This window comes from Candidatus Paceibacterota bacterium (assembly GCA_041666545.1).
GTDB lineage: Bacteria > Patescibacteriota > Minisyncoccia > Phycocordibacterales > JBAYGS01 > JBAYGS01.
This window is the reverse complement of sequence record JBAYGS010000006.1, coordinates 1-26,203: the sequence shown is the minus strand read 5'-3', so window position 1 is coordinate 26,203 and position 26,203 is coordinate 1. Positions and strand designations below refer to the sequence as shown.

Here is a 26,203-nt window from a genome sequence, read left to right as displayed (position 1 = left end):
TAACGGAAAATCTCCTTGATACACCGCCCAGAATTGGGCGGTGTATTTAGTTCGTTGAAAGGAAAACCATGAAGAGATTATTAGTGGTTGATCTAATTGATATTCCCCAAAATGCAAGAGAGCAATGGCCCCAAACTGAAATTGTTATGGCAAGTAGTTTTAGCGAGGCCTTTGACTTGATTAAGGTCAAGTATAATTTTGATAGGGAAAGATGGAATCAAGATCATCCAAGTGCTCCGACTCCGGTGCAAGTGCCACATATTAAGAGGGCAATAAAAAGGCGAGAAGCTGAAGTTGCTACTCGGTTGCCATATTGGGACGCCCTCATTATTTATCTCAAAAGTAATTGTGGTGTTGATTTGGGTACTGCAATTGGTATGGCAAGTACGGCCCTCTCTTGTGGCTGCAGGTATGCAACTATAATTGAGAATTCGTCAGCGTCTTTCAGTTGGTTCCCAGAAACCAGTCATTGGAATAATGCTTTCGGTATCTATGTTGGCCAAGAGAGAAAACCATTAAGAATCTCTCGCTGTGAGTTCGCTTTGCCGGAAGTGAGGCGTCTTCTGATGCAGGAGGTCCTTCGTAGTGCCGGCTATGATCCGGCTTGGGCCAATAATTATATTAGTCGTCGAGGCAGTCTAAATCCCGAGACCCTGAGTCAGCTCAAGGAGTTGTCCGACCGGATTTGGCCGGGCTTGTTTCAGTGACGGTATTGACCTGTCTGGTTTCAGCCGCTTCCAAACATGGGGGCGGTTTTTCTATGCTATATTGTAATTGATCCAATTTTAATTCTTGAATCATGAATTTTGAATCTGTCAAATATTTCGACATTCATACGCATGTTAATTTTGCGGATTTTGATATTGACCAAGGGGCGGTAATCAAGAGAGCACAAGAGGCGGGGGTGGGAATTATAAATGTTGGAGTAGATCGGAAGACCTCAGCCGAGGTGGTTGAGCTGGCTCATAAATATGAGAGCATGTTTGCCACGGTCGGTCAGCATCCGTCACCTCATGGCGTAGCGGATGAATTTGATTATGATTTTTATAAAAAATTAGCCAGCGACCCGAAAGTGGTGGCGATCGGGGAGTGTGGGTTGGATTATTTTCATGCCGAGCGCCTTGCCTTTCAAAAAGGTATTTTTGAAAAACAAATCGATTTGGCAATTGAGTTTGGTAAGCCACTGATGCTCCATGTTCGAAACGGCAAAAGTGAGTCGGCTTATCTTGAAGCTTTGGAAATTTTGAAAGCCAAAAGCGCACTTAAAGCAGATTTTCATTTTTTTGCCGGCAGTTGGGAAGAGGCGAAGGCTATTTTGGCTGCCGGATTTTATATTTCTTTTGATGGACCAATCACTTTTGCCAGAAATTATGACGAGGTGATTAAAAATGCGCCACTCGATCGGATTATGTCTGAAACGGATGCGCCCTTTGCCACCCCGGCACCATATCGGGGGAAAAGGAACGAACCTTTATATGTAGTCGAGGTGGTCAAAAAAATTGCTGAAATTCGGGGCGAAGACTTTGAAAAAGTCCGAGCCCAGTTGGTCCAGAACACGAAAACCTTTTTCAGTTTGAGCCAATAGTCTGATTTTCTGCTTAATCTTGTCCCACGTTCTCAATTTTGCGCGATTTTCGCCCAGACCGGTCGGTCTGCCGAGTCCAATTATTGCTTTAATCCTACATACATTTTTCTCGCGGTCGCGAGAAAAATGTATGAGGTTTTATGGAGTGACTAATGGAGGGACTCGGAGAGGCGCCGATACGCTACTCACAGCACCTTGACAGATTTTTTTCTTGATGTAGTTTAAACAAGAATGTCCAGAGGGTACGCCTGAAGGACTAAGTACAACAAGCACTCGAAACAGACTAAAAACTGTTCGGGTAAACAAAAAGAAAGGTTAGGTATGCCTAAAGAACCTGTATTGGCGCAAGATCTTTGTACGCCGCCACCGATGACTGCTTTCTTGCAGTCTGAACCGTTAAGTCAGAAACAGTGGGTGAGTCTCTTGGAAGCGCGCCGAATGGCGATTGTTCCGCTTTTGGACAGGCTGACCCTGCCGGAAATTGGGAGTGTCGAACTGGACGGAGGGTCACATGAGGGTGCAACTCATCCGATTGCGGATGATAAGCCCAATGTTAGATACAGCCAACCTTTTCAGAAATCAGGTTTGGCCAACCAGGCGGTGATTGTCGAGCTCGGTTCTTTGGCCAGGTGCCACGTCACGTCTCATTTTGACGGTGTCTGTCTGGTGGTAGGGATTTCTCGGCTGACCAAGAATTGGTTCAGCGTCCTTATCGGCTACGGTTATGATAAGAAAAGGGTTAATTATCGCCAGGCTCGAGAGGTCCTGATTTTCAATGAGACTACGGAGTCACTTCTCGAACTGAAATCAGTGACAAGTGCTCAGATCATCGAAATCAATCCAGGTGGTTTGTGGGAGAGTCTTGGCGATGCAGTTCACCGCTATTGTGAAAAAAAGCGTGCGGCGGACGCGGGGATATTCAAAATTGAGCAGGAATTCGAGGATCAGAGAAAGGTAAAGAGGTTACACGACATGGCCAGTCATTTGGGCCGGAACACGCCCTGAACTGATTCAGCCTCCCCGAAGTTTGGGGAGGTTTTTCTTTGATTTTCTTTAATTCCTAATTCCTAATTCTTAATTCCAACCCCAAACTTGCTTCAAGTTTGGGGTTGTGCTAACCTATATGCCTATACGCAAAAACAATGTCTGATTCCAAAAAACAAATCTACGAAGTCGGTTTTCTTCTAATCCCAACGATTGATGAGGCTGATTTGGGCAAAGAGTTTACAACCATTAAAGATGTCCTTGAAAAGCAGGGTGTAACCTTTATTTCCGAGGAAATGCCTAAATTGCGCGTTTTGGCCTACCAAATGCGAAAGAAAATCAACGCCGTCTATCAAAAATACAACAACGCCTATTTCGGCTGGATTAAGTTTGAGGGTGGGGCTGAGACCCAGGAGAACCTAAAGAAGGCTCTGGATTCAAATTTGAAGGTTCTAAGATACATTATCGTTTCGACAGTCAGAGAAAATACGATGGTTGGGCTAAAAATTGCCCCGAAAATCGAGAATGTCGGCAAGACCAGAAAGACTGAAACTCCGGCCCCAGATCGACCAAAAATGACCGAAGCCGAGCTCGACAAGACGATTGCGGAGCTGGTCGCTGAATAATACACACGACACCAATACACGAATTAGGACGAATGACACGAATGTGATTCGTCCTAGTTTTTATCTGGGGTTGTTGATATAATTCGCCTAATTAATCATTACCAGTTCAAACTATTATGTATCCCGTTAGAGATGTGCTGTTAAGTTTTTGAGCGGGCTGTTATAATGTTTATGTTTATTTGGTAGGGTGGCTATCAGTTGGATTCTACGGAAGTGCTTGCAAATTACGCATTAATTTAAAAGTCGCAATTTTATAACAATTTTAATCAAATAGGCGGTGATTTAAAAAGCACTTCCTATCTCTAACGGGATGTATATCAACAAGGTCCTACTTTACGGTAATATCACTCGCGATCCGGAGATGAAAGCTTTGCCTTCCGGCATGCAGGTGACGAGCTTCAGTATGGCCACCAACCGAGTTTTTAAAGATCGAGACGGCAACAAAAAAGAGCAGGCCGATTTTCACAATATCGTAGTGTTCGGGCGTCAGGCCGAAACAGTTCACCAGTATCTTAAGAAGGGCAGTGGGGTTTTTGTCGAGGGCCGAATTCAAACTCGCAGTTGGGATGATAAGTCGACTGGCGAGAAGAAATATCGGACCGAGGTGGTGGCAGATCGGATTCAGTTTGGTCCAAAATCGGCCGGTGGCGGTGGTGGCAGTTATAGCAAGACCGATTCTGTCCCTAAAGATTCAAAGGCTCCTGCTAAGGCTGAAGAGTTGGAGACAATCCAGTATCCAACCGAGGAGATTAATGCCGAGGATATTCCTTTTTAGCCCACGACACCAATACACGAATTAGGACGAATGACACGAATATTTCAAAGACAGCTTTACTTTTCGTGACCAATTTGTTAGTCTAGCCTCTGTTCGGGACAACGACGAACTACCCACTACTCACTACAAACTTTTATGAAACAATGCTATTTCACGCAAAATAATATCAAGCACATCGATTATAAGGATATCGAACTTCTTAAGAAGTTCCTCAATCCTCACGGTCGTGTCTTGGCCAGGAAGCGAACCGGGATTTCGGCAACTTTCCAGCGCAAGCTGGCCGAAGCCGTCAAGAGAGCTCGCTTTATGGGACTTTTGCCTTACGTTTCAAGGTAAGGTTATAGGGGTTAGCGTCTAGGGTTTAGTCAGCAACAATCAAAAACCGCCAAGGCGGTTTTTGATTGTTGCTATTTATGGTGACAGGGGTACAATTAATTAATTAACCTTAATAAATTTATTGTCATGAATGTTGAAAATCCTCAAGCCTCAGAGACAGTTGACAAAGTTAGTCTTGATCTTGAGACAGCAGGGAGAAGGATCGCCGATTTTTTGATTGGTCAGGATACGGAGGAAAAATTAGTTGAAAATGCCCGGTCAAATGGCTGGGAATACACTCAAGCAATGATTACCCGCACAGGTGAAATACAAGAAAATGATTCAGCTGCAAACATTATCAAACTTACAAATCTCCGAAGAGCCTTACAGGCTATAGATTTTGATGCTGAAGCTGCAAGAGTAGATGGACTTAAAAACCTGACACCAGATTCAAATTAGGAGTATCTGTCTCTATTTTTAACAAAAAACTCTCGATAAATTCTCGGGAGTTTTTTGTTGTAACTATACCCTAACCCCTAAACGCTAATCCCTAGTTAACGCGTTCCGAATACTCGCCAGTATCGGTATTAATTTTCACAATGTCGCCTTCTTTGATGAAAAGCGGAGCATTGATAACGGCGCCGGTCTCGAGGGTGATTTGCTTGCTACCGCCGGAAATTGTATCGCCACGGACAGCAGGGGCGGCTTCGGTGACCTTTAGCTCCACTTTAATTGGTAATTTTAGGCCCAGGATTTGAACATCCTCGTCTTCGCCGAAAGTGAGCATGTCGACAAGGTTGTTGGCCTTTAGGAATTTGCCACCCGGCCCAACTAGCTCTTCTTTGATAGGGAAGCGTTTGGCAGGATCTTTTGGATCGGCAAACCACCATTCGCCTCGATTGTTGTACAAGTATTTAATCTCTTTCTTGTTGATCTCAGCTTCGTCGATTTTCTCTGATTGATGGAAAGAGACCTCGGTGACTTTGCCGGTAATCAGGTTCTTAAGCTTGGTAGCGTTCACCGGCTTGCGTTGTTGCTTGCGAAATACATGAGAAGATAGCACTTCATACGGCGCGCCTTCGTAGACGATATATTTTCGCTCAGTGACCTCATTGTATTCAAGCATTGCCATTGGGAAGGGTTTAGGGGTTAGCGCCTGCCTGCCGGTAGGCAGGTTTAGGGTTTAGATAATAATAAATCAAATAGACAAAGGCCATTCTAGCCTAGACTTTTCTCTAGGGCAAGTTTAATTTTGGCTGGTAGGAGTCTCCTTTCTTATCTGTCGGTTGCGTACCCTGTCGATTATGTAGCCTACAATTAGGCTCCAGCCAATTAAAAATGGGGGAAGAAAAAGTAAAAATTCGCTATCGGCCCAATATATAGTACTAGCGAGGAAACTAATTACCACGAGGATTGCCGTCCAACGATATTTCTGTCTTACAGACCTGTGTCCATTTGGGGATGAGTTCAGTGTGGTTTTCTGGCTATCGAGTGAACTAGAAAATATGGCAAAAATTAAGATAAACACTGGACCAATAATTAGCGCAGCGAAAATTACTAGACCCGCGTAGGGATTGCTTCTGGAGGCAGAGATCAAAAAAATCAAAAGTAAGGCGACGGTAATGACTGCCGATAACATTAGAATCTGACTAGATGTCCTACCTGTGTTGGGCATTAAGTGATGTTTTTTCATAGTTGTCTAATTTTGTCTAGGATTATTCTTCGTTAGCGTCTGGCTCTGGAGCTCCGGCAATGGCGGTGCCATCTTTAAGGGTTGTCTTGATTTGCTTTAAAATTTCTTCGGCGATTTTCTTGTTTTCCTTGTCTCTCAAGAATTGACGGGTGGCGTCATAGCCGCGACCAAGCGAGAGCTCGCCATATTTGTATGATTGACCGACTTTTTTAATCAAGCCGAATTTCTCGCCCAATGCAATAATTTCACCTTCGCGGGAAATGCCCTCGTTGTACATCAAATCGAATTCGGTCTGTTTGAATGGCGCCGCGACTTTGTTTTTAACGACCTTAACTCGAACTCGGCCACCGACAATCTCTTCGCCCTTTTTAATTTGGGCAATTCGGCGAACATCAAGACGGATCGAAGTGTAGAATTTCAAAGCTTTGCCACCAGGAGTTGTTTCGGGGTTACCGAACATCACGCCAATTTGCATACGAATTTGATTGATGAAGATGACGATAGTTTTGGAGCGGGCGACAATGGCGGTAAGTTTGCGGAGAGCTTGAGACATTAGCCTGGCCTGTTTGCCGACATGCGATTGACCCATATCACCCTCGATCTCATCCTTCGGGGTGAGCGCCGCAACTGAGTCGATGACAATAACATCAATTTTTCCGGAGCGTACCAAGCTTTCAGTAATTTCCAGGCCCTGCTCACCGGTATCCGGCTGGGAGAGTAGGAGATCATCAATTTTAACACCCAGCTTGCGCGAGTATTCTGGGTCCATGGCATGCTCAGCGTCAACGTAGGCACAAATACCGCCTTTTTTCTGGGCTTCGGCAACGATATGAAGGGCGAGAGTGGTTTTGCCGGATGATTCTGGACCGAAGATTTCGATAATTCGGCCGCGTGGGACACCGCCGACACCGAGGGCGGCGTCCAAGCCGATTGAACCGGTTGGGATGACATCTAAATCAACTTTTGGCCTTTCGCCAAGTTTCATGATTGAGTCGTCGCCGAATTTCGTTCGGATTGCTGCCAAGGTATCGTCAATGTTCGCTCCTGAGACTTTTGCTTCCTTTACTTTTTTCTTGAAGGCCATATTTTAAATGTAAAATTCAAATCTCAAAATGTAAAATGACAAATCAAAATTCAAAATTTTAGATTAATTAATAATTATTTATAAACCAATTCTAATTTCTTACTGACACTTCTGCCAAACTTATCTTTTGCACTGAGCGTAATTATATTATAGCCGTATGAGAGGAGCAATTTTTCATCAAAATGGCCGGTTTCGTCGACATAAATTGCTCGGCCGTTTAGAGATATGGCCGTGATGTTTTTGGCGGTGCCGGCAATGGTGATTAGGGAGGTTGTGGCCAAAGATCCGTTTAAAGGCGTATCAACCATAAGTAGAGGTCCTTCGCGCAGGTTCTTGGACTGATAGAAGGCATAGCCGGCGATAAATAGAACAAAGATGGTAATTAAGGCGGTTCGGAGGTAGAAGGCAGCTTTGCGAGGGGTTCCCATATTAATTTTCTACTTTTGGGGCCGAGCTGTCTTCCGGAGTCTTGCCGAAATCGGCTTCCTCTGATTTGCCGATTAGAACCTCTCTAGGCTTGGCACCATCAGCCGGTCCGATAACACCGCGTTCCTCTAAGATGTCCATCAAGCGAGCAGCTCTGGCGTAACCGACGCGCAATTTTCTCTGAATGTAGGAAGTCGAAGCCTTGCCGGCGTGCAACACTTCCTCGCGCGCCTGCTCATAAAGTTCGTCGTCATCTTCAAGGGCTTCTTCGTCGTTAAAAGAAACTTGAGAGAATATCAGACTATCGCCATTGCCTTGGCCGGGGATTGCAGTGATATCTTGAGGAATTTCGGTCTCGTAGCTTTGGGCCAAGAACTTTACAACTTTTTTAACTTCAGTTTCAGAGATAAAGGCCGATTGAATTCGGGCGGGTTTGGACATTTCGCCAGAGAGATAAAGCATATCACCGGCACCCAAAAGTTTTTCGGCACCACCGGTGTCAAGAATGGTACGGGAGTCGATTTGGGACGAAACTTGGAGGGCGATTCGAGCCGGCACGTTGGCTTTAATAAGACCGGTAATAACATTGACTGATGGTCGCTGGGTCGAAAGAATCAGGTGAATACCGACGGCACGGCTCATCTGGGCAAGACGGACAATGGCCGATTCTAATTCTCGTGGATAAGAAGTCATAATATCGGCCAACTCATCGATGACAATCGCGATGTAAGGCATTGGTTCGGGCAATTTTTCGCCATCGGCAACTTCACCGTCCCGCTTCTCAAGCTTCTTCATTTCCGGCATTAAGACGGTCTTGTGGTAAGAATCAATGTCTCGCACGGACTCTGACTCGAGGATGTCATAACGTCGGTCCATTTCTTTAGCTGCCCACTTGAGGGCCAAGATTGCCTTTTTTGGGTCAGTGATGACTGGAGTGAGCAGGTGAGGGATTTTGTTATAAAGAGTAAGCTCGACTCGTTTCGGGTCGATTAAGATGAGCTTCATGTTCTCTGGAGAATTTCGGAATAAGAGGGAGGTGATGATGGCGTGGATGGTGACTGATTTACCGGAGCCGGTGGCGCCGGCAATCAAAAGGTGAGGCATTTTGGCCAAGTTGGCGAAGTGCGAAATGCCCGAGATGCCTTTGCCCAAGGAAACCATCAAAGGTTTTTCGGAGGTCTGGAAGTCGGGGCTCGAGAGTAGGGTAGCGAGGCCAACTGTACTTTTAATACTGTTAGGAATTTCGATGCCAACCAAAGATTTGCCCGGGATAGGGGCCTCGATGCGAATTGGGTGAGCTGCCAAAGCCAATGAGAGGTCGTTGTTCAAGGCGACAATACGGGAGAGTTTGACACCCTCAGCTGGTTTTAGGGAATAGCGGGTGACCGACGGGCCAATCGAGATCTCGTCCATCTCAACCGTGATGCCGAAGTTCTGCAAAGTGCGCTTGATGATGTTGGCGTTGGCTTTGATGTCACCGACCCCCGGTTTGCCTTTGTCGGTTTCAAGTAAGGAGAGAGGGATAGGGACAAATTTTTTGAATGAGATGTGTCGTGGAGTAAGGGCGATACCTTCGACCGAATCGGCCTCTTCACCACCTTTAACTTTTAACTTTTTAGGCTTTTCAATTTGAGTGGCCACTTCTTCATCCTCATCGTTTTCACTTTCTTCGTCTTCATCCGAATCAGATTCCGGCCCGACTTCTTCGTCCTCCAAATTTTCGCCACCGATAATTTTCATTTCCCTGACTTTTTCCTTTTTGTTGCGATTGAAAAGTTTCTGCCAGAGCCCGCCGAAGTGGGTGAGGAGGTTAGTGTCAAAAATTATAAACAGGGAAATCACCAAAAGGGCGGCTAAGATAATCAAACCGGCATACAGATCAAAAAGTTTGTAAATCGGGCTCGCGATTAGCGAACCAACCTCGCCACCTTTGCCCGGGGCAACCAATTCGACAATGCCAAGACCGGAGAGGAAAAAGATTAGCGCGCCGATGGCTTGCAGGGAATCAAAGTGGCGATCCAGCGATTTGAATAAACTAATGGCAAGCATTACCCCCAAAAGCGGCAAAAGAAAATAGCCGGCTCCTAAAAGGTAGTGGAGTAGTCCGTAAGTCTTTTCACCCAAAAAGCCGGCCTTGTCGAAGGCGGCTAAAATAAAAAATAAGGTAAAAACTGAGGCGATGATTGCAAAGACACCTTGCCTAGTTTCAGATTTTAAGTCACTAAATTTCCAAAATTTTCCACTACCACCTTCGGAATTTTCGGAGCGGTCTCTGTTTTTCTTTTTTGCCATAATTATTTGATTTGTTTGCTCAATTATAGCATCACGCTAGGGATAGTAGAAAATTTTGACATTAAAATAATTTGGCACACGACACCAATACACGAATGAGGACGAATGACACGAATAGCTGAATTCGTGTGTGCGTATTTGTGGTTTCGCTATTCGCATACTTTATTCGTGTGCCCTATTCGTAAGGGTTCCCAACTGCTTGCCTTTTATCTTGTCTTTTATATAATGGACCTGCCTAAAATGTCTTTTTGAATTTTTTAACAAAATCGTAAAAGACACCCATAAAGGACACTCTAATGGACAGTCAAAACCAATCAAATAAAGGACAAAGTTTACCCTCCTCCTATGTGACCTTTTTGCCTAATAAAGGCAATGAGAGCGCCTTTTTATATAAAAAGACAGAAAGGTTAGTGGCCGGGACTTATCTCATCAGCGACACTTTGCCGGAAGGTGAACCGATGCGTTTGGCACTTCGGTCTCAAGCTTTGCGTCTTTTAGAAGACAGCATGGATTTGATGTACCGTTCGCTCGAATCGGAAAGGAAAATTGTCCTTGATAATCTGTCTTCAGGGGTTTTGGAGTTGGTGGCTCTTTTAGAGGCAGGGAAGACTAGTGGTTTAATTTCGGTCTCGAACACTGAACTTATTCGAGATGAATTTTTCGGGTTTCTCGGGGCGCTCCGTAACTATGTTGAGAAACCAGCCTTGCCGATTTTTCCTCAAAACTTTTTTGCTGCGCCGGAAATGAGCTCGGTGCAATTAAACAGTAATAGCTTTTCAAATTTAAAGGACAAAGCCTTAAATAAAACCAGCGACGAAGCAGTTGGCGGGGTGACAAAGGGTCGGGCCCAGATCCGGTCTGTCTCTAATGTCGAGGTGTCGAAAGTTGAGAAGCAAGTCAAAAAGGACAGTCGCAGGGAGGTGATTATTAAACTTTTAAAAAATGGAAAAGAGCTTACAATTAAAGATTTTTCTGGTGTCATAAAAGACTGTAGTGAAAAAACCATTCAAAGAGAATTAATTGCGATGTTGGCCGAAGGTGTCCTTAAGAAGGTGGGCGAGAGACGTTGGAGTAAATATTCCTTGGTCCAAAAAGACTAATAATTTATAAAGGACATAAAGGACAAAAACGAGCCGAAGGGCTCGTTTTTGTCCTTTATGTTTCCTTAGAGGTTTTCAGTTTGTTTAATTTTGCCACTTTCGGTGGTTATCTTGGGTACAAAGAAACAGGGGAAGAATTCTTAAATTTTGCCCGGTTTTTCTCTATAATTTAAGGAGATTGGATTATACGGCCATTTTTGGTTGACTAAAGTGGGCCTTTTGGTATATATTAGAGCCACGGATAACCAGAAAATTGATAGGGCCAAAAAGCCCTTATTTTAGTTATCCACACGGTTTGTTTACAGTATTTCCTGTGGAGTTTATAATTCTGTATAGGCAATGTGAGGCGACATTTCTTTGGTATTGATTTACCAACGAAATTTGGCATATTGCTTAAACAGCACTCCATTATTTCAGTGCTCATCAGGTCGTTGAAAATTTAATATCGACCTTCAGAAATTTCTTGTTCCGTGAACCACTTCGACAAAGTGGTTAACCCTGTTTACGAAAGAATGTCCATGGATTCTGTCACTAGTCCGACGACCTTGTGTCGATAACAAAAGGTCCCGGAATAGTTGGATGCGATCGGAAAAATCTGAAAAGTTTTTCCGATTAAAAATTCGTCAAGTTTTTAATTTTGAAAATTTGCCGTCCGCGTTTGCAATTTGTTTTTAGTCGAAACGGTTGTGAGTCCGCGAAGAATAATTTCTTCCCAAAGGATTATTAGAACACAGATTAGAAATTTAAAAATTTATCAGAAAATTATTATTATGAGTATTACAAAAACTAAATCTGCAAAGATTTTTGCCGGCATCCTAGGTGTTACCTTGGCGCTAGCTCTCTTTGTAGGAGTAGGAGTTCAGACTGTAAGCGCCGGTGCGCTTACTGATGCGCAAGTTCAGTCAATCTTGGGTTTACTCTCAAGCTTCGGTGCTGATCAAAGTGTCATCAACAATGTCAAAGCTTCCCTAACCGGGAGCGCTCCAGTTTCAGCTCCGTCAGCAGGTTCTTACACTTTCACCAGAAGCCTCACTGTAGGTTCAACTGGTGCTGATGTAAAAGCCCTTCAGCAATTCCTAAACGGTAAAGGTTTCGCAGTCGCAGCTTCCGGCGCTGGTTCAGCTGGAAATGAGACTTCAACCTTCGGTCCTGCCACTAAAGCAGCTTTGGCTAAATTCCAAGCTGCTAATGGTATCAGCCCGGCAGTAGGTTACTTCGGCTCTCTCACGATGGCCAAAGTAAACGCCATGGGTGGCCCTGTTTCCACCGTCCCAACTACCCCGACTACCCCAACCACTCCGACAGCCCCAGTTGGTTCAGGTCTAACAGTTTCCGCTCCGGTTCAGCCGTCAGCTTCACTCGCTCCTTACAATGCAACTCGCGTTAAATTCACCAAAGTGACTTTGACTGCCAGTGCAGATGGCGATGTGTCTGTTAACGGTGTCACTGTTGAGCGAACAGGCTTGGCACAAGATGACAACTTTGCCGGAGTCGTCCTCATTGACGAGGATGGTTCCCAAATTGGAATCGCCAAGACTTTCAACTCAAATCATCAATTGACTTTGTCAGGCCCAGTAGTTGTTAAGGCCGGCACCTCAAAGACTTTGACTATCGGCGGTAACATGGCTGCACAAGCCACTGTTCACGCTGGTGAAGTCGCTTCTTTGACTGTCGTCTCGGTTTCAGCTAACGCCCCAGTCGCTGGAGTTCTTCCAATCACTGGCGCCGCTCACACCATCAACGCTACTTTGAGCCTCGGTACTGTCACCATGACTCGAGGTGGTTATGACCCAACTACTAGCCAAACTAAAGAAATCGGTACCACTGCGTACACTTTCTCTTCAGTAAAGGTTACTGCTGGTTCAGCTGAGAAGGTTTTCTTGCGATCAATTCGCTGGAATCAGACCGGTTCAGCTTCCGCTTCTGACATGGCCAACCTAAAGACTTATGTCGACGGTGTTAGCTACGATGCAGTTTCAAGTTCTGATGGTAAGTACTTTACTTCCATCTTCCCTGGTAACGGCATTCTAATTGATAAAGGTTTCTCAAAAGATATCTCTATCAAGGGTGACATCATTGGCGGTTCTTCAAGAACTATCGACTTCGATATCGCCAAGAGAACTGATATTGATTTGATGGGTGAGACCTATGGTTATGGCGTCACTCCTCCTCAAACCGGTACTTCTGTTCCTACTGCTGATACCGCGGCCTTCAGTTCATCTGAAGATCCTTGGTACGATGCTGCCCAGGTCACTATGTCTAACGGTACTATGACTGTTAGCGTTGATACTGTCGGCGCTCCGGCCACCAACATCGCTGTCAACGCTCCGGATCAAAAGATCGCGGGCTTCACAGTCGAGGTTAAGGGTGAGCCGATCACTGTTCAGACTATGGTATTCACTATCGCGACTTCGTCAGGAACCAACTCGTCAGTTTCAACTGATGGTTTGCTAGACAATGTCACCTTGGTTGATGCCAACGGCGCAGTTTTGGCCGGTCCGGTTGATGAGGTCACTGCTCGAACAGTCACCTTCTCTTCTACCGTCACCTTCCCAATCGGTGCCAACAAGTACTACTTGAAAGGCAAGTTGCCAACTGGAGTTTGGAATGGTTCCGTCTTCACTGCCGCAGCTAACCCATCAAGTGCCTTCACTACCGTTAAAGGCGTTAACACTGGTAACTCAATCACTCCGACCCCTAACGCTACTTTGACTGGTTCCCAGATGACCGTTCGTTCAGGTGCTCTTAGCATCTCGGTTTCTTCTTTGCCGTCAGCTCGATCAGTCGTTGCTGGTGCTCAGAAGTTCGAGTATGCTAGATACATCCTCGACGCAACCAACTCTGGAGAAGATGCTCGATTGACCAACATCGGTCTCTCATTGAGTGGTGGTGCTACCGCTACTTATTTGACCAGCTGTAATTTGTACGATGGTCAGTCATTAACTTCACCGATTGTCACTCAAAGTGCGGTTGATCCTTCAACCAGCAACGACAGTGACATTACCTTTACATTCTCTGGCAACGGCCTAGTTGTTCCAAAGGGAACCGCCAAGACTTTGTCATTGCGATGTAATTCATCGTCTTCAGCCACTTCAGGTAGCTTTATCTGGGGCATCAACGCCCAGTCTTCTTACACGGGAGTCACTGGCGTCACCTCGGGTGCTACGATTGCTGAAACCATCACTATTGCTGATGGCCAGACAATGACAGGTTCTAGCGCCGGTACCTTTACCGTCGCAGAAGACACCTCATTGCTCTACAAGATGGCCCAAGCCGGTGCTTCTGATGTTGTCATCGGACGCTTCGACTTTGTCGGTGCAACTGAAGATATCGATCTAAAGCAGATTGCTTTGAAACTGGCTTACACCGCTTCAAGTTCTCCTGCTGATATCTCAAACAAGGTCAAACTCTACAAGGGTAGTGTTTCTACCGCCAACTACTTGGGCGAAGCTCAATTCGGTGGTGGTAATCCTGACAACGCAACTTCAACCCTATCAACCCCGGTTAGACTAACCAAGGGTGGTGATTCAGTTCGAATCGTTGTCACGGCTGACCTCGGCGTTCAAGATCCTGATACTGGTACCCCTGGTGCTTTCATCGGTGTATCTGTAGATGGCTCGAATGTTGGTATCAACGGAACTTATGGTACTGGTGTTGATTCAGGTTCAACTGTTTCTTCAGGAACAACCTCCGATCAAACCTCTGATGGTTTGAGAATCTTCCGAACAGTGCCTTACATTACAGTTACCAGCAACGGTGGCACATTGTCCGCTTCAGCTGACCTGTACAAGTTCACTGTCACCAACCCAAATAGCCGATCAGTAGTCTTCCAGAAGTTCACATTCTCACTTGCTACAACAGGTGGCAATGTTAACGGCTTCACTCTCTACGGCGATTCAGTGGCCTTCAATACCTCTGCTGTCACTGTCAACTCAACCGAGGGTGATGTCTTGGAAATTACTGCTAGTGGAACCTCAGAAGCTCAAATCATTCCAGCTAACAGCTCAAAGACTTACATCTTGAAGGCTTCAACTGCGACTGACACCGCTTCTGTGTCGGAGTCTGTTAACCTCGCCCTTCTCGCTGACACCTCATACCCTTCGTTGGCAAACAACATGGGTACGGTCACTTCAGTCGAACTTGGCGCTGCTAACACCGATAACATCGTCTGGTCGCCGTTCTCGACCACAACCCCTGTCGCTACAGCTGCTACACAAAGCAACCTAGACTGGACCAACGGATACGGTATGCCTGGATTCCCATCCAATACCGCCTTCCCAATCCAGACTTGGACACGGGCTAACTAAACCGTTAGGATCAATTTATACGAAAGTATAGGTTGAAGGTTTCGAAAACCACCCCGCAAGGGGTGGTTTTTGCATTTCCGGCTTTTGTGTTAATATTTTCCTACTTATGACTAGAACCAAAAAAATTGTTTATATTTTAATCATCGTTGTGGCGTTAGGGTTAATTGCTTATTTGGTTATGACCAACTTGGTTGGTAAAACTCCAACTTCGCCGGTCTCCGAGGTGGCAACTTCAACTGTGTCAAAAGTTGTCTTGCCGGTGCCAAACCTTGATCGGCCGGTTGTCTTTCCGGCCGGCACTGACCCGATTATCCAAGCGGCCAACTCTCAAAAAATCCAAGAGCTCATCGCTGACTTAAAAGTTAATCCCAATTTTGCTGAACGCTGGCTAGCACTCGGGATTTATCGGAAAGGGAATCAGGATTATGTTGGAGCCAAAGAGGCCTGGGAATACGCTGTCGCATTAGACCCGGGCGCCTCTGTCTACTACGGTAATCTGGCAAACTTGTACTCAATGTATCTAAACGACCCAATTAAGGCCGAAGCGAACTATTTAAAGGCTATTGAGCTTGACCCGGCAATGTCATATTTGTATTTTCAGACAGCCAACTTCTATCTCGAAGTCTTAAAAGACAAGGCCAAGGCTCGGGCAATTATTGAAAAGGGGATTGCTCAAAATCTTGGCGACCAATCCCTCCTCGATCTCCTCAAATCCATCTAACACACAAGGGAGCCCTATGGCATAGGGCTCCCTTGTGCAAGACAACTACGGCTAAAAATCTAGGTTTTTGTAGTCTAACCAGTTGTTAATCATTGACTGAAAACCCTTAGCTGTTTCAAAATACTCGGGAAAGCCGTTTTTGTTTAAGATTTTCTCTTCTTCTCGATTTGAATTCAGATAATCCAGGTAGCTCGAGTGTTTGTAATTCGTTAAGTGTTTTTTAGCTTTTTCAATATCCTTAATTCCGTCTTCCTTCCACTTTGAGTCGATTAATTTGACGGGATTCAGGTGGATGTAGGCTAGCAGGTATTTCAAATAATCATCACCATTGACATGCTTGGCTTTAAAGCGGCCCTCAAAAAGTGTCCCAGAGCGTTTGTGTTTTTTATTAAAATATTTAGAATGCGAGGTCAAAAGTTTCCGCATAAATTTTGTGATATTTCCATCAGACTTTTCTCTGACGAGTAAATGGAAGTGGTTTGGCATGAGGCAGTAAGCGCCAATATCGACAAGGGTATCGTTTTTGACGAAACTGAAAGCATTTGAGGGCGTTTCGCGCAAATTAACAGGGGAGACACTATTTGCTAGATATAAAAATTTGGTGAATCGGGCGTAGTCGTAAGGTTCCAGAAATATTTCACGCTTGTCAGCTCCGCGGTTGTATAGATGATAAAATTCTCCAGGGGCAAAACTGAGGTCTCTAAACATCCTCGGATGATAACATAAGACGGTCTTACGCGTAAGACCGTCTTATGTAAGTTATCCACACAAGGGCATAGATTTGCGCGGTTTGGAGGGTTTTCTTTGGTACAATTGTCTAATCGTGGCCAACTTCTAAGTATGGAGGATATTTTTTTAAAGCCTCCGGTTAAAAAGTTTTTTCTAATTTTGTGGCAAGTGTTCTTGGGTCTAGCCGCGACTTTTGCGGTTTTTATTTTTTCTTTAGTCCTGGCCGCTCTTGGGGCACTTTTTGTGAAGTGGCTTGATCCTTTAGGTTACTACGCCCTTTTGGTGGGCGGGCCGGTTTCCTCCTCTGGTTGGCTGTCGGTCGGCTTTCTCACTTTTTGTTTGATTTTGATTCCGGTCGGACTGGGGATTTTTGTGGCGAGAGATGCCGGTAAGCTGAAAAAGAATGGAATTGAGGTGCGACCGGCTTGGTGGGGAGTCGGATCGGCCCTGCCGAGCTCGGTTATCATTTTGCCGTTCTATTTCGTATTGCGTAGCCAAGTCTGGGCAAATAAATTGTCTCAATCAGACCCGGCCGCCGTTATGTTGAAAAAGGGTTGGAAGTGGCCTTGGGTTATTTTGATTATAGTCGTGGCTCCTGGCATTTTTAACTTCATTCAGACCGAACTCGAGCGGCCGGGGACTGAAGCTGCCGTGGTGAAAATTCACACGACCAAATTGACACTTGATGATGTGTTGGGCAAGAATTTGCCGCCGGAGCCCGGGGCGGAGGCGGCTCAGGCGACAATTGCGGGGATTGATGAGAATAAAAATGGGATTAGGGATGATGTCGAGCTGGCGATTTTTAAAGAATACCCAAATTCGGCTAAGACTAGGGCAGTACTTTTGCAGTACGCTCTGGCTTTGCAGATGGAGATGACACAGGAGATTGTTAATACGGAGACGGTTACCGAAGCTATAACTGAGTTAAGTAGGGCAGATACCTGCCTTGCCGACCAGTTAGTTCCAAGAAAATCCGCAGAATCGTCTAGGGATTATTCTGATTTAGAAAAAATTGATTTGTATGTAAAGTTTGTTGAAAAGATTCAATTCAATACTGAGCCTAGACTGGCAGCAAGAGATAGTTTTTATAAAAAATTAGGTAGTTTTGGGGAATCTACTAATGCAGTGTGTGATCTAGACAAAGCAACACTGCCTAATTAAAGTATGATGTTCAGTTTTTTGACAAAAGTAATTTTTGCCTCGGTTGTACTGTTTTTTGCCTTTTCATCATCAGTTTTTGCACAAGCTGAAGACGGGTGTGAAATAAGTGGTTATAGCATTCTTACAATAAACGGGATTCTAACTAATGAGGTTAGTGCTAGAGAAAATAAAGATGCATTAAAAAAACTTTTACCTGCTAAATATAATAATGAGCGAGTAGTTGTCGATTTTCTCTGGAACCCATCACACCTTGGCGGAGGCGGGGATTTTGCGAAGACTGTTGAGCAAGGATTGTACGATAATGAGACTGTCGTTGACTATGACTTGATCGAAATGCTGAAGGTGGCGAGCGAGAAAGTCCAAACTCAAAAGCTGTTAATTGTTGCCCACTCACAGGGCAATTTTTATGCCAACAATTTTTATGATGTGGTGGCCGACCAAGCCGGTGGAGTACCCAAGGGCTCCCTCGGAGTTTACGGGGTGGCAACTCCGTCTGGGCGAGTGGCAGGAGGCGGAAAATATCTGACTTCGACCAATGATCTGGCAATTGCAAAAATTGTCGGGAAGATTCTAGGAAGAAATATTTTACCACCCAACATTGAGATTCCGGTGCACGAAGGAGACGAATTCTGGCGGCACGATTTTTCACAAATCTATTTAAAGTATCAAGGCGCTCGGGTTGTGAGCGATATTCGAGAGGCGCTTGATAGGCTTAAAAATAACGATACTCAAGTTGCCGATAAGCCTTGTATCGATTCACCAGCTTTTTCAATCAAGCAGGTTGCCAAAGGCGTTGCGTTCGGGGTTTTCGACCCAATTTTTGGTGGTACTGAAAAGGTGATGGTGGCGACTGTCTCCGGTCTTTATCAAGGCGGCTTGGCTGTTGCTAAGGCCGGGGTCTGGACTTTCAGTACGCTTGCTCAATTTGGAGACTTTGTGGCGAGCACAATTTCCTCGGTGTTTGCCGGCTCAGCCGACAGCGTCGCTTTGTCTGGCAACGTGGGATTGGCGCTCTCGGCGATTGATAAAGCGAGAATTGATCAAGCAATAATTGATTCAAGGAATAGGATTTTAGCTGAAAGGGTCTTGGTTCCAAATGCCTCCAATTCGGATCAACCCGTTGTCGTTGCCTTAGCGCCAGAGGATTCGGAGCAAAACTCTGAATTGGTAGATGAGCCTGAAAGCCCAAAATTAATTTTTATCGGACCGACAATTATTCCCGGGTATGGCGGAGGGATTCCTTTTAAACCTCCCCCAGTTGCGGTTCCGGTCGAGGCCGAGGTGTTAGATGATTTAAGTTCGCCGCCACCTCCGGCACCCGGTCTTACCGGTTCGCAATGTCTGGCCTCGCTCGCGACCGATGGCTGTCTTTTGGCAACCACAACCTTGCAGTTTTCTTGGGCACCGGTTGAGGGTGCCCAATTTTACGCTCTTGACCAGAACGGCGTCTATTCAACAACCACTGAAACGGCCGTTCAAGTTGTCGCACCGGATTTTAGCGATTACATTTTTGGTGTTTCGGCCGTTGATACTTTGAATCAAACGAGCGCTACTAGCACACAAACCGTTTCGGTGGCCACAATTCCCATTGCTATTAACGAAATTGCCTGGATGGGCACTGGGGCGTCGGCGAGTGATGAGTGGCTGGAAATTAAAAACAATACTGACCACACGATTGATTTGTCACAGTGGGAAATTCAGGCTACTGTTGGCACACCGCACATCGCTCTCTCTGGTGTGATCAGGCCTCGCGAGTATTTGGTTTTCGAGCGGACCAATGACGATACAATTACTGATGTTCTGGCCTACCAAGTTTACACCGGTTCGCTCGGCAACAACGGGGAACAGCTTAGCCTGTCTTACGCTTCGACCACTCTGGACCAAACGCCGGCAATTTCTTCCGGAGGTTGGGCTGCCGGTTCAAATGTTAGTAGTACCACTCGAGCGACCATGGAGCGTTTTGCCTCAATGGAAAGTGGTTTGAACTTGAGTAATTGGGGTACCAATTTGGGATTTATCAGGAACGGTTCGGATGCTGATAGCAATGAAATAAATGGGACACCAGGCGAAAGAAATAGTGTTAATTATCTCATTAATAAGGGCCAGGATATCCTCACAGACCTGTCTCTCGGCGATGATGAGTCCATTTATATTGTCACCAATCAACAAGAAGTTAGTGCTTCTAGTACGCTGTCAATTGAGCCGGGGACAATCATCAAGTTTAAATCTTTAAGCAGTCTGGATTTTTTTGGTCAACTTCAGGCCAATGGTACGGTCGATAACGAAATAACCTTTCAGGCATTCGATGGTGGTCACGCTGGCAGTCTCAATTTTAAGGATGCTATCGGCACGAGTACAATTTCAAATGCTAATTTTGAAAATCTCGAAGGGGTGAGTGTTTACGGAAACGCTCGTTTGGACATTAGTGATACAGATTTTACTAATAACGAGTCGGGTATTGAGGTCTATGACAACGGTGTGGCAGTCCTCAATAATTTAAACTTTGCTAGTACTACGCGGGAAGCCGTTTCGGGTTATGATTTGGCCTCGATTTCTCTCTCATCCTCGACAATCAGTAATACTTTACAGACCGACGCCGTCGGTGTCTACGGTGGTAAATTTACAATGTCTTCCTCGACAATTGATGGTGTGTCTGGCGGGGATGCCATCTCTGTCTATAATACTGATGTTCTGGTTAAAAACTCGGTGCTGAAAAATGGCGAGAGTGATGGGGTGTCGGTTTACAAAGGTACGGTCGAAATCCAAGATTCAACAATCTCCGGTTTTACTAATGGGTCAGGAGTTGATATTTATAGGCCAGATGAACCGGTAAAGATTTCAAATACCGAAGTGACTGGAAATGAAGTCGGGGTAATGTTGGATTCAGAAGATTCAGTCATCATTGATTCTGAGTCAAATGTTCACGACAACGGAACGAGCGAGGCGGATAATATTGTTTTTTAGGGATAGCTGTGCTATTTTTACGAAATGAAAATGCTGAGTCATTCTTCCTAGTGCGGCGAAGTAATCCCTCGGAGTCAGGCAAGCCCTAAGCGTAAGCTTGGGGCCTTTTTTCTTCATACCATATACCTTATACTATATACATAATACCTATCTTTCCATGCGCTACTTCGACAAAACCTTTTTCAAATTTCTCTTTGGCTTCGCCCTGGTTATATTAGTGAGCCTTTCGTTGGTATTTGCTGTTGGGATTTACGAGACCGGCCATCCTGAGTCGGCAGGGCAGTATCAACTTTTTGAACAATAAAAGAGGGGGTTAATATTCGTGTGCCCTATTCGTGAGGGTTCTTAACTGTTTGACAAAAAACTGCCTTGTGATAATCTTTCATTTACAAGGCCAAAGACAGCAGGCGAGTTAGTTACAAGTTCATCAAGTTAAAAAGTTCATAAAGTCGCGGATAATTGCTTCGGACTTGAAGAACTTTATAAACTTGAGACTTTATAACTAGCGATAAGCTCCTGCCGAGGTTTAAACTCTCAACTGAGTTTCTCTTTGTTTCGGCCTTAACAGGTCGATTTTTGTTAGTTTTTGTCAGCGATTTTGCCGGCTAAAAGCTAACAGCTAACAGCTAACAGCTAACAGCTAACAGCTAATTAATATGGCAGTATCAAAACAGAAGAAAGGTGAAATTCTGGAAGGTCTCAAAAAGATTTTCAAGGAGGCCAAAACGGTGGTCTTTGTGAACTTTCACAAATTGACTGTCGCTGACGCCACCGCTTTGCGCAATGAATTGCGAAAAGTTGGCGTCAACTATCTGGTCGCGAAAAAGACTTTGACTCGAAAAGCTTTGGAGCACACCAAAACACAGGGGGAGTTGCCGACCTTGGAAGGCGAGATGGCTTTGGCCTATCTCAAAGAAGGTGATGATATCACTTCGCCAGCTCGAGGTATTCACGAATTCAGCAAGACTCACAAGGATGTCATCTCAATTATGGGTGGCGTTTTTGAGGGAAAGCTCATCGGCCAAGAGGAGATGAAAGTCATCGCCCTTATCCCTGGTATGCAGACTCTGCGAGCGCAGTTTGTTAACGTCATCAACAGTCCGATTCAAGGATTTGTTATGGCACTAAGTGAAATTGCAAAGAAAAAAGCGGCTTAAATGTAAAATGTAAATCTCAAAAATCAAAATGACAATTCAAAATGTAAAATAATAATTCTTTAGTTTTTAGCTTTACATTGTCATTTTACACTTTGATTTTTCCATTTTGAATTATTAAAGACTAATAAAAATTCTATGTTAGAGGAAACAAAAAATGCTGAAGCTACGGTAGCGGTCCCGAGTAAGTTTAAGGACATTGTTGAGTCAATCGACAAGATGTCAGTAGTTGATCTAAACGAGCTGGTCAAATTATTGGAAAAGAAGTTCGGTGTTTCAGCCGCAGCTGTTGCTGTTGCTGCTCCGGCCGCCGGCGGTGCCGCAGCGGAAGAGAAGTCAACTTTCAACGTTGAGCTCAAAGATGCCGGTGCCAACAAAATTGCCATCATTAAAATTGTTAAGGAAGTCTTGGGCCTTGGTTTGAAAGAGGCTAAAGACATGGTAGATGCCGCTCCTAAAATGTTGAAGGAAGGTGTCAAGAAGGAGGATGCCGAGAAGATCAAGAAAGATATCGAGGCAGCAGGAGGCAAGGTCGAATTGAAGTAGTAGATTCAGGAATCTGGATTCAGGATTCAAGAATAAATTCAAAAAATCGCCCTAAAACATTTTGTGAAGCAAAATGTTCGGGCGAACAAAAACTCCCAGCGGGGAGTTTTTGTTTTAGCCGGGCGATTTTTTGGTGCATTAAAAAACCGAGGCAGGAGGCCTCGGTTGGGTTTCAATTAGTCGGTGAGCTTTTTAATCTGCGCCCGCAGATCCTTGAGCAGAGCTCGTCGGGTGCAGGTGGCGTCCACCTCATCGGCGCCATTCCAGACTTCCATCACCTCGATAGCAATCCGCCAGACCAGTTCGGAGTAGGTGAGCTCGATTGCGGGGTTGCCTTTCTCTTTTGCTTCCCGGATTGCCGTCATCAAATCGGTACTGACAGCGAGCAAAATCTGCGAGTCCAACTCTTCATTGGGCGGGGTAATCTTTGTGGCGTAGGCGAAGGACTGTAGGATGCCTTCCCACGCCCAAAGGGGTAGTACAATTTTGATTTTTTTCATGGTGCGGTCTTTCTGTTGCCAATAATACATATCAGTAAAATTTTGTCAATATTTAGCCAAAAGCTTGGCTGATGCTACAATAACCTTAACAGTTTGTGGGTCAGCTCGTTTCATTTTTATTTTGGCTAGCGAGGAGCGCGTGGGCAATTCTGATTGTCCACAGCGTCCGAGCGAAGACAAACTATAGGTCTAATACCCCGAGGCCTTGCCGCATGGGCCTATATAAGTTCGTGTCGAAAGCATGAATTATGGTTTTCGTTTTTTAAAAACTGTTAATACTTATCAACTAAATATTCTTTTGGGATGGATCCCGTTAGAAATATTTTGTTTCAAGGGCGGGAGTTTGGTGGTTAATTGTCAGATTGAGAAAGGGTTTAGTTCCAGTGAGATTAGACGGAAATGCCTACGCAAAAAGTCTAATATGCGTAAATTATTATTAGATCTAACAAATAGAAAAATGTTTCAACAAGGGAGTTCGTTGAGCATTTCCTATTTCTAACGGGATGGAAATTCTAGAAAGACTGTTTGGTCATACAATTAAGGTCAAGTTAATGCGGCTTTTTATCTTTAATCCTGACGAAGCTTTTACCTTGGAAGATGCCACTCATCGGGTGAAAGGGGCCAGGGACCCTGTCCGTTCAGAGATTGTAGGTCTGGAGAAGACCGGCCTGGTGAAAAGGACTAATTTTATAAAAGATGTTGAAGTTCGGAATCGCAAGGGCGAGAAGGAGAGCGAAAGGCGCAAGGTGGCCGGCTTTACTCTGGACAAAAGATTTAGATATTTGAGCGCCCTCCAAAACCTGCTTCTTGATACTTCGCCGGCGGTTTCAAACCAACTATTGAAACGGCTGAAAAAGTCCGGTCGGATTAAGTTGGTGGCGGTAGCCGGCGTGTTTGTCCAAGATTATGACAACCGGATTGATTTGTTGGTGGTGGGAGACAGGCTGAACCGGGTCTCAATTGATCAGACCATGCGAACAGTCGAGTCGGAAATTGGTCGGGAGCTTAAATATGCAGTCTTGGAGACGGCCGACTTTAAGTACCGAATCGGGGTCTGCGACAAGCTAATCAGGGATATTTTTGATTACCAGCACCGGATCTTGCTCGATAATATTGGGGTTAATTACAAGTAATTCTAATAGAAATGGCCCCAGAATGGCTGTCGCAGCCATTCTGGGGCCATTTCTCGTCTATTTTATCCACAGATTTCCGAAAAATCGGCTTAAAAATGGTATAATTGCACAAAGCATAAAAGGTCGTTTGGTTTTGTATTTTCAAAGCCAATCATTATGCAGACAGGCCGAAAGGCCACATTATTATCAATTTTGACACTAAACTGCGCTCCTTTAATAAATGCGCAGACATTAACTAATAAATAATTATGATATTAGAAACCTGGGGCAATGTTCTCGGCCAATCCTTTCAGAATGTTTGGCTAGGCGTCGCCGAATTTATCCCAAATTTGGTCGTAGCCCTTATTATTTTCATCGTTGGTTGGTTGGTTGGCGTGCTTTTGGGCAAAGTTGTTGCTCAAATCGTTCGCTCGATCAAGCTTGACACCGCCTTGCGAAGCGCCGGTTTTGAGACCCTAGTCAACCGTGGTGGCTTTAATTTGGATTCGGGCGCTTTCATCGGCGCTTTGGTCAAGTGGTTCTTCATTATCGTCTTTTTGGTTGCCTCTCTTGACGTTCTTCATTTGACTCAAGTTAACGCCTTCCTAAACGATGTTCTTGGCTACTTGCCTCGAGTTATCGTGGCAGTTCTGATTCTTTTGGTTGGAGTGGTTGTTGCTGATGTTATGCAGAAGATTGTTGTCGGCGCTTCTAAGGCTGCCGAAATGAAGTCTTCAAATTTCCTCGGTGCTGTCACAAGATGGGCCATCTGGATTTTTGCTGTTTTGACTGCTTTGCTCCAATTGGGTATCGCTGTTCAATTCATTCAAACTCTCTTTACTGGTGTGATTGTAGCTTTGGCTTTGGGCTTTGGTTTGGCCTTCGGTCTCGGTGGTCAACAGGCTGCTTCCGGCTATCTGGAAAAGATGCGACATGAGATTTCTGATAAGCATCATAATGCCTAAGGAAAGCCGCTAGCTTTTAGCTACTAGCTGTTAGATAAAAATCCTAAAGCAAATTAAGAAAGTTGCTCGGGTAAAGAAAAAACCGCTTCGAGACTTGCTCGAGGCGGTTTTGGTTTCAGCAGACCTTGTCCTTGGCCAATTGGGCCAGGAGCTTGTATAAACCAGCTTCAAAGTGTTCCTGGGTCATGGATTCTTTCGGGCTAAACTCTGAAGGCAAAGCTCGTGGCCAAAGCAATTGCTCAAAAGGAACATCCTTGTTGGTCCCGTTCTCGGTTACCTCCAGTGCTTTTCTGATCTGTTCGTCGTTCTGGACTTGACGAAACTGGTAGAGCCAGACACAGATGGCGATTTGGTCGTCAGTGAGACCGACCGGAACTCGGCTGGGACTGAAGAAGAGATGTAGCGCCCCTTGTGCAGCCCGATTTTTCTGCAACAGTGCCGTTCGTTGGTAGTCCCGCATTACCGCTTCTTGGGAAAAGTCCAGAGGTGGCTTCTCGAGGAAGCCGTCCAGGCTGTCGTGCTTGGCTTTCCTGATTTTTCGATAAAGAAAGAAAACCGAACTGAGGGAGATGAGTAAAAAAGCGAATCCGATAAACGGAGAGATTGAGTATTCGTACATAAAGAACCTTTCCTTTCCTAAAATTGATGATACTGATATAAGTAGATTTTGTCAAATAGAAAAACGCCGGCACAAAGGCGGCGTCTGAGATGGGGAAGAGAAAATTACTCGTGTCGGTTATCGTGTCCCGAACAAAATCTGCGGTAGGGATGACTGCCCGAATTGTCGGTCGGTCCAGTTTCGCCCTTGAAGGCTTCCTGGAGCTTTCCTTTTTGCCAGGCCTCGATTTTGTAGGTGAAGATTATGAAGGCCAGCCAAAATACGAAGATTAACGAAACTGGGGCTGGGGAGATTCGGTCGCAAGCCCAGAGGATGCCAAGAATTAGGCCCAAAATGCCGGTGATGAATAGTCTCATTTGTATCCTTTCGGAGGGAGGTTTCTGTAAAAAGAATATAATTTAATGGGGAAGGGGTCAAGGAGACGTAATGTATCATGACCTTCGCAACACCTAGAGAGTAAAATATGGAAATGTCATACACACAAAACCCTAATATGCCAAAGGTAAGGAGAGATGCAGTGAATCTGGTGAAATATCGCCATTGGT

24 protein-coding genes are annotated in these 26,203 nt (G+C 45.1%); 16 read left to right on the top strand and 8 right to left on the bottom strand.

The annotated features are described in order from the left end of the window. The first annotated feature begins 68 nt into the window (after window positions 1-68). The 7 genes from WCT25_04660 to WCT25_04630 all read left to right on the top strand — a co-directional run bounded on the left by WCT25_04660 (window position 69) and on the right by WCT25_04630 (window position 4,744). Window positions 69-707 (top strand): hypothetical protein, encoded by a 639-nt coding sequence (locus WCT25_04660; protein ID MFA6536689.1) that lies wholly within the window; start codon window positions 69-71, stop codon window positions 705-707. 92 nt (window positions 708-799) lie between these two features. Then, a complete protein-coding gene (locus WCT25_04655; protein MFA6536688.1) occupies window positions 800-1,585 on the top strand; it encodes a TatD family hydrolase in 786 nt (261 codons plus the stop codon). Between the two features lie 321 nt (window positions 1,586-1,906). Further along, window positions 1,907-2,590: a hypothetical protein gene (locus tag WCT25_04650; protein ID MFA6536687.1), complete on the top strand. Its 684-nt coding sequence runs from the start codon at window positions 1,907-1,909 to the stop codon at window positions 2,588-2,590. Window positions 2,591-2,727: 137 nt separating this feature from the next. Beyond that, window positions 2,728-3,195 carry a 30S ribosomal protein S6 gene (locus tag WCT25_04645; protein ID MFA6536686.1) on the top strand — a complete coding sequence of 156 codons (468 nt, stop codon included), beginning with the start codon at window positions 2,728-2,730 and terminating at the stop codon, window positions 3,193-3,195. A gap of 310 nt (window positions 3,196-3,505) precedes the next feature. Beyond that, window positions 3,506-3,970 carry a single-stranded DNA-binding protein gene (gene ssb / locus WCT25_04640; protein ID MFA6536685.1) on the top strand — a complete coding sequence of 155 codons (465 nt, stop codon included), beginning with the start codon at window positions 3,506-3,508 and terminating at the stop codon, window positions 3,968-3,970. Between the two features lie 135 nt (window positions 3,971-4,105). After that, complete coding sequence (rpsR, locus tag WCT25_04635; protein MFA6536684.1) at window positions 4,106-4,306, top strand: 30S ribosomal protein S18; 201 nt, start codon at window positions 4,106-4,108, stop codon at window positions 4,304-4,306. A gap of 126 nt (window positions 4,307-4,432) precedes the next feature. Continuing rightward, window positions 4,433-4,744, top strand: coding sequence for a hypothetical protein (locus tag WCT25_04630; protein ID MFA6536683.1), 312 nt, complete (start codon window positions 4,433-4,435; stop codon window positions 4,742-4,744). Between the two features lie 91 nt (window positions 4,745-4,835). Here the strand turns inward: WCT25_04630 and WCT25_04625 are convergent, their stop codons facing one another. The 4 genes from WCT25_04625 to WCT25_04610 all read right to left on the bottom strand — a co-directional run bounded on the left by WCT25_04625 (window position 4,836) and on the right by WCT25_04610 (window position 9,780). Then, the gene (locus WCT25_04625; protein ID MFA6536682.1) at window positions 4,836-5,417 is read right to left on the bottom strand and encodes an elongation factor P; all 582 of its coding nucleotides are present in this window, start codon (window positions 5,415-5,417) and stop codon (window positions 4,836-4,838) included. Window positions 5,418-6,000: 583 nt separating this feature from the next. Further along, entirely contained in the window at window positions 6,001-7,062 is a 1,062-nt protein-coding gene (gene recA / locus WCT25_04620; protein ID MFA6536681.1) for a recombinase RecA, read from the bottom strand. A gap of 74 nt (window positions 7,063-7,136) precedes the next feature. Continuing rightward, window positions 7,137-7,490, bottom strand: coding sequence for a hypothetical protein (locus WCT25_04615; GenBank protein MFA6536680.1), 354 nt, complete (start codon window positions 7,488-7,490; stop codon window positions 7,137-7,139). A gap of 1 nt (window position 7,491) precedes the next feature. Next, window positions 7,492-9,780 (bottom strand): DNA translocase FtsK 4TM domain-containing protein, encoded by a 2,289-nt coding sequence (locus WCT25_04610; protein MFA6536679.1) that lies wholly within the window; start codon window positions 9,778-9,780, stop codon window positions 7,492-7,494. Window positions 9,781-10,076: 296 nt separating this feature from the next. Between WCT25_04610 and WCT25_04605 the strand changes: the two genes are divergently transcribed. The 3 genes from WCT25_04605 to WCT25_04595 all read left to right on the top strand — a co-directional run bounded on the left by WCT25_04605 (window position 10,077) and on the right by WCT25_04595 (window position 15,908). Next, window positions 10,077-10,880 (top strand): hypothetical protein, encoded by an 804-nt coding sequence (locus WCT25_04605; protein ID MFA6536678.1) that lies wholly within the window; start codon window positions 10,077-10,079, stop codon window positions 10,878-10,880. A gap of 770 nt (window positions 10,881-11,650) precedes the next feature. Next, window positions 11,651-15,187, top strand: a complete 3,537-nt coding sequence (locus tag WCT25_04600; GenBank protein MFA6536677.1) for a peptidoglycan-binding domain-containing protein — start codon at window positions 11,651-11,653, stop codon at window positions 15,185-15,187. 106 nt (window positions 15,188-15,293) lie between these two features. Further along, a complete protein-coding gene (locus WCT25_04595) occupies window positions 15,294-15,908 on the top strand; it encodes a hypothetical protein (GenBank protein ID MFA6536676.1) in 615 nt (204 codons plus the stop codon). A gap of 51 nt (window positions 15,909-15,959) precedes the next feature. On the opposite strand, the gene WCT25_04590 is transcribed toward WCT25_04595, so the two are convergent. Further along, window positions 15,960-16,616, bottom strand: a complete 657-nt coding sequence (locus WCT25_04590; GenBank protein ID MFA6536675.1) for a transposase — start codon at window positions 16,614-16,616, stop codon at window positions 15,960-15,962. 132 nt (window positions 16,617-16,748) lie between these two features. Here WCT25_04590 and WCT25_04585 point away from each other — a divergent pair, with 132 nt between their 5' ends. From WCT25_04585 to rplL, 4 genes are all read left to right on the top strand, one after another. Beyond that, window positions 16,749-17,798, top strand: coding sequence for a hypothetical protein (locus WCT25_04585; protein MFA6536674.1), 1,050 nt, complete (start codon window positions 16,749-16,751; stop codon window positions 17,796-17,798). 3 nt (window positions 17,799-17,801) lie between these two features. After that, window positions 17,802-20,762: a right-handed parallel beta-helix repeat-containing protein gene (locus tag WCT25_04580; GenBank protein MFA6536673.1), complete on the top strand. Its 2,961-nt coding sequence runs from the start codon at window positions 17,802-17,804 to the stop codon at window positions 20,760-20,762. 656 nt (window positions 20,763-21,418) lie between these two features. Beyond that, on the top strand, window positions 21,419-21,919 hold the full coding sequence (gene rplJ, locus WCT25_04575) for a 50S ribosomal protein L10 (GenBank protein MFA6536672.1): 501 nt from the start codon (window positions 21,419-21,421) through the stop codon (window positions 21,917-21,919). A gap of 135 nt (window positions 21,920-22,054) precedes the next feature. Continuing rightward, complete coding sequence (gene rplL / locus WCT25_04570; protein ID MFA6536671.1) at window positions 22,055-22,462, top strand: 50S ribosomal protein L7/L12; 408 nt, start codon at window positions 22,055-22,057, stop codon at window positions 22,460-22,462. Between the two features lie 176 nt (window positions 22,463-22,638). On the opposite strand, the gene WCT25_04565 is transcribed toward rplL, so the two are convergent. Next, the gene (locus WCT25_04565; GenBank protein ID MFA6536670.1) at window positions 22,639-22,962 is read right to left on the bottom strand and encodes a hypothetical protein; all 324 of its coding nucleotides are present in this window, start codon (window positions 22,960-22,962) and stop codon (window positions 22,639-22,641) included. 503 nt (window positions 22,963-23,465) lie between these two features. On the opposite strand from WCT25_04565, the gene WCT25_04560 reads away from it, so the two are divergent. Both WCT25_04560 and WCT25_04555 read left to right on the top strand, forming a co-directional pair. Continuing rightward, complete coding sequence (locus WCT25_04560) at window positions 23,466-24,095, top strand: hypothetical protein (protein MFA6536669.1); 630 nt, start codon at window positions 23,466-23,468, stop codon at window positions 24,093-24,095. Window positions 24,096-24,343: 248 nt separating this feature from the next. Continuing rightward, window positions 24,344-25,039: a hypothetical protein gene (locus tag WCT25_04555; GenBank protein ID MFA6536668.1), complete on the top strand. Its 696-nt coding sequence runs from the start codon at window positions 24,344-24,346 to the stop codon at window positions 25,037-25,039. Window positions 25,040-25,154: 115 nt separating this feature from the next. On the opposite strand, the gene WCT25_04550 is transcribed toward WCT25_04555, so the two are convergent. Both WCT25_04550 and WCT25_04545 read right to left on the bottom strand, forming a co-directional pair. Then, a complete protein-coding gene (locus tag WCT25_04550) occupies window positions 25,155-25,658 on the bottom strand; it encodes a hypothetical protein (GenBank protein ID MFA6536667.1) in 504 nt (167 codons plus the stop codon). A gap of 104 nt (window positions 25,659-25,762) precedes the next feature. Next, the gene (locus WCT25_04545) at window positions 25,763-26,014 is read right to left on the bottom strand and encodes a hypothetical protein (protein ID MFA6536666.1); all 252 of its coding nucleotides are present in this window, start codon (window positions 26,012-26,014) and stop codon (window positions 25,763-25,765) included. Between the last annotated feature and the right edge of the window lie 189 nt (window positions 26,015-26,203).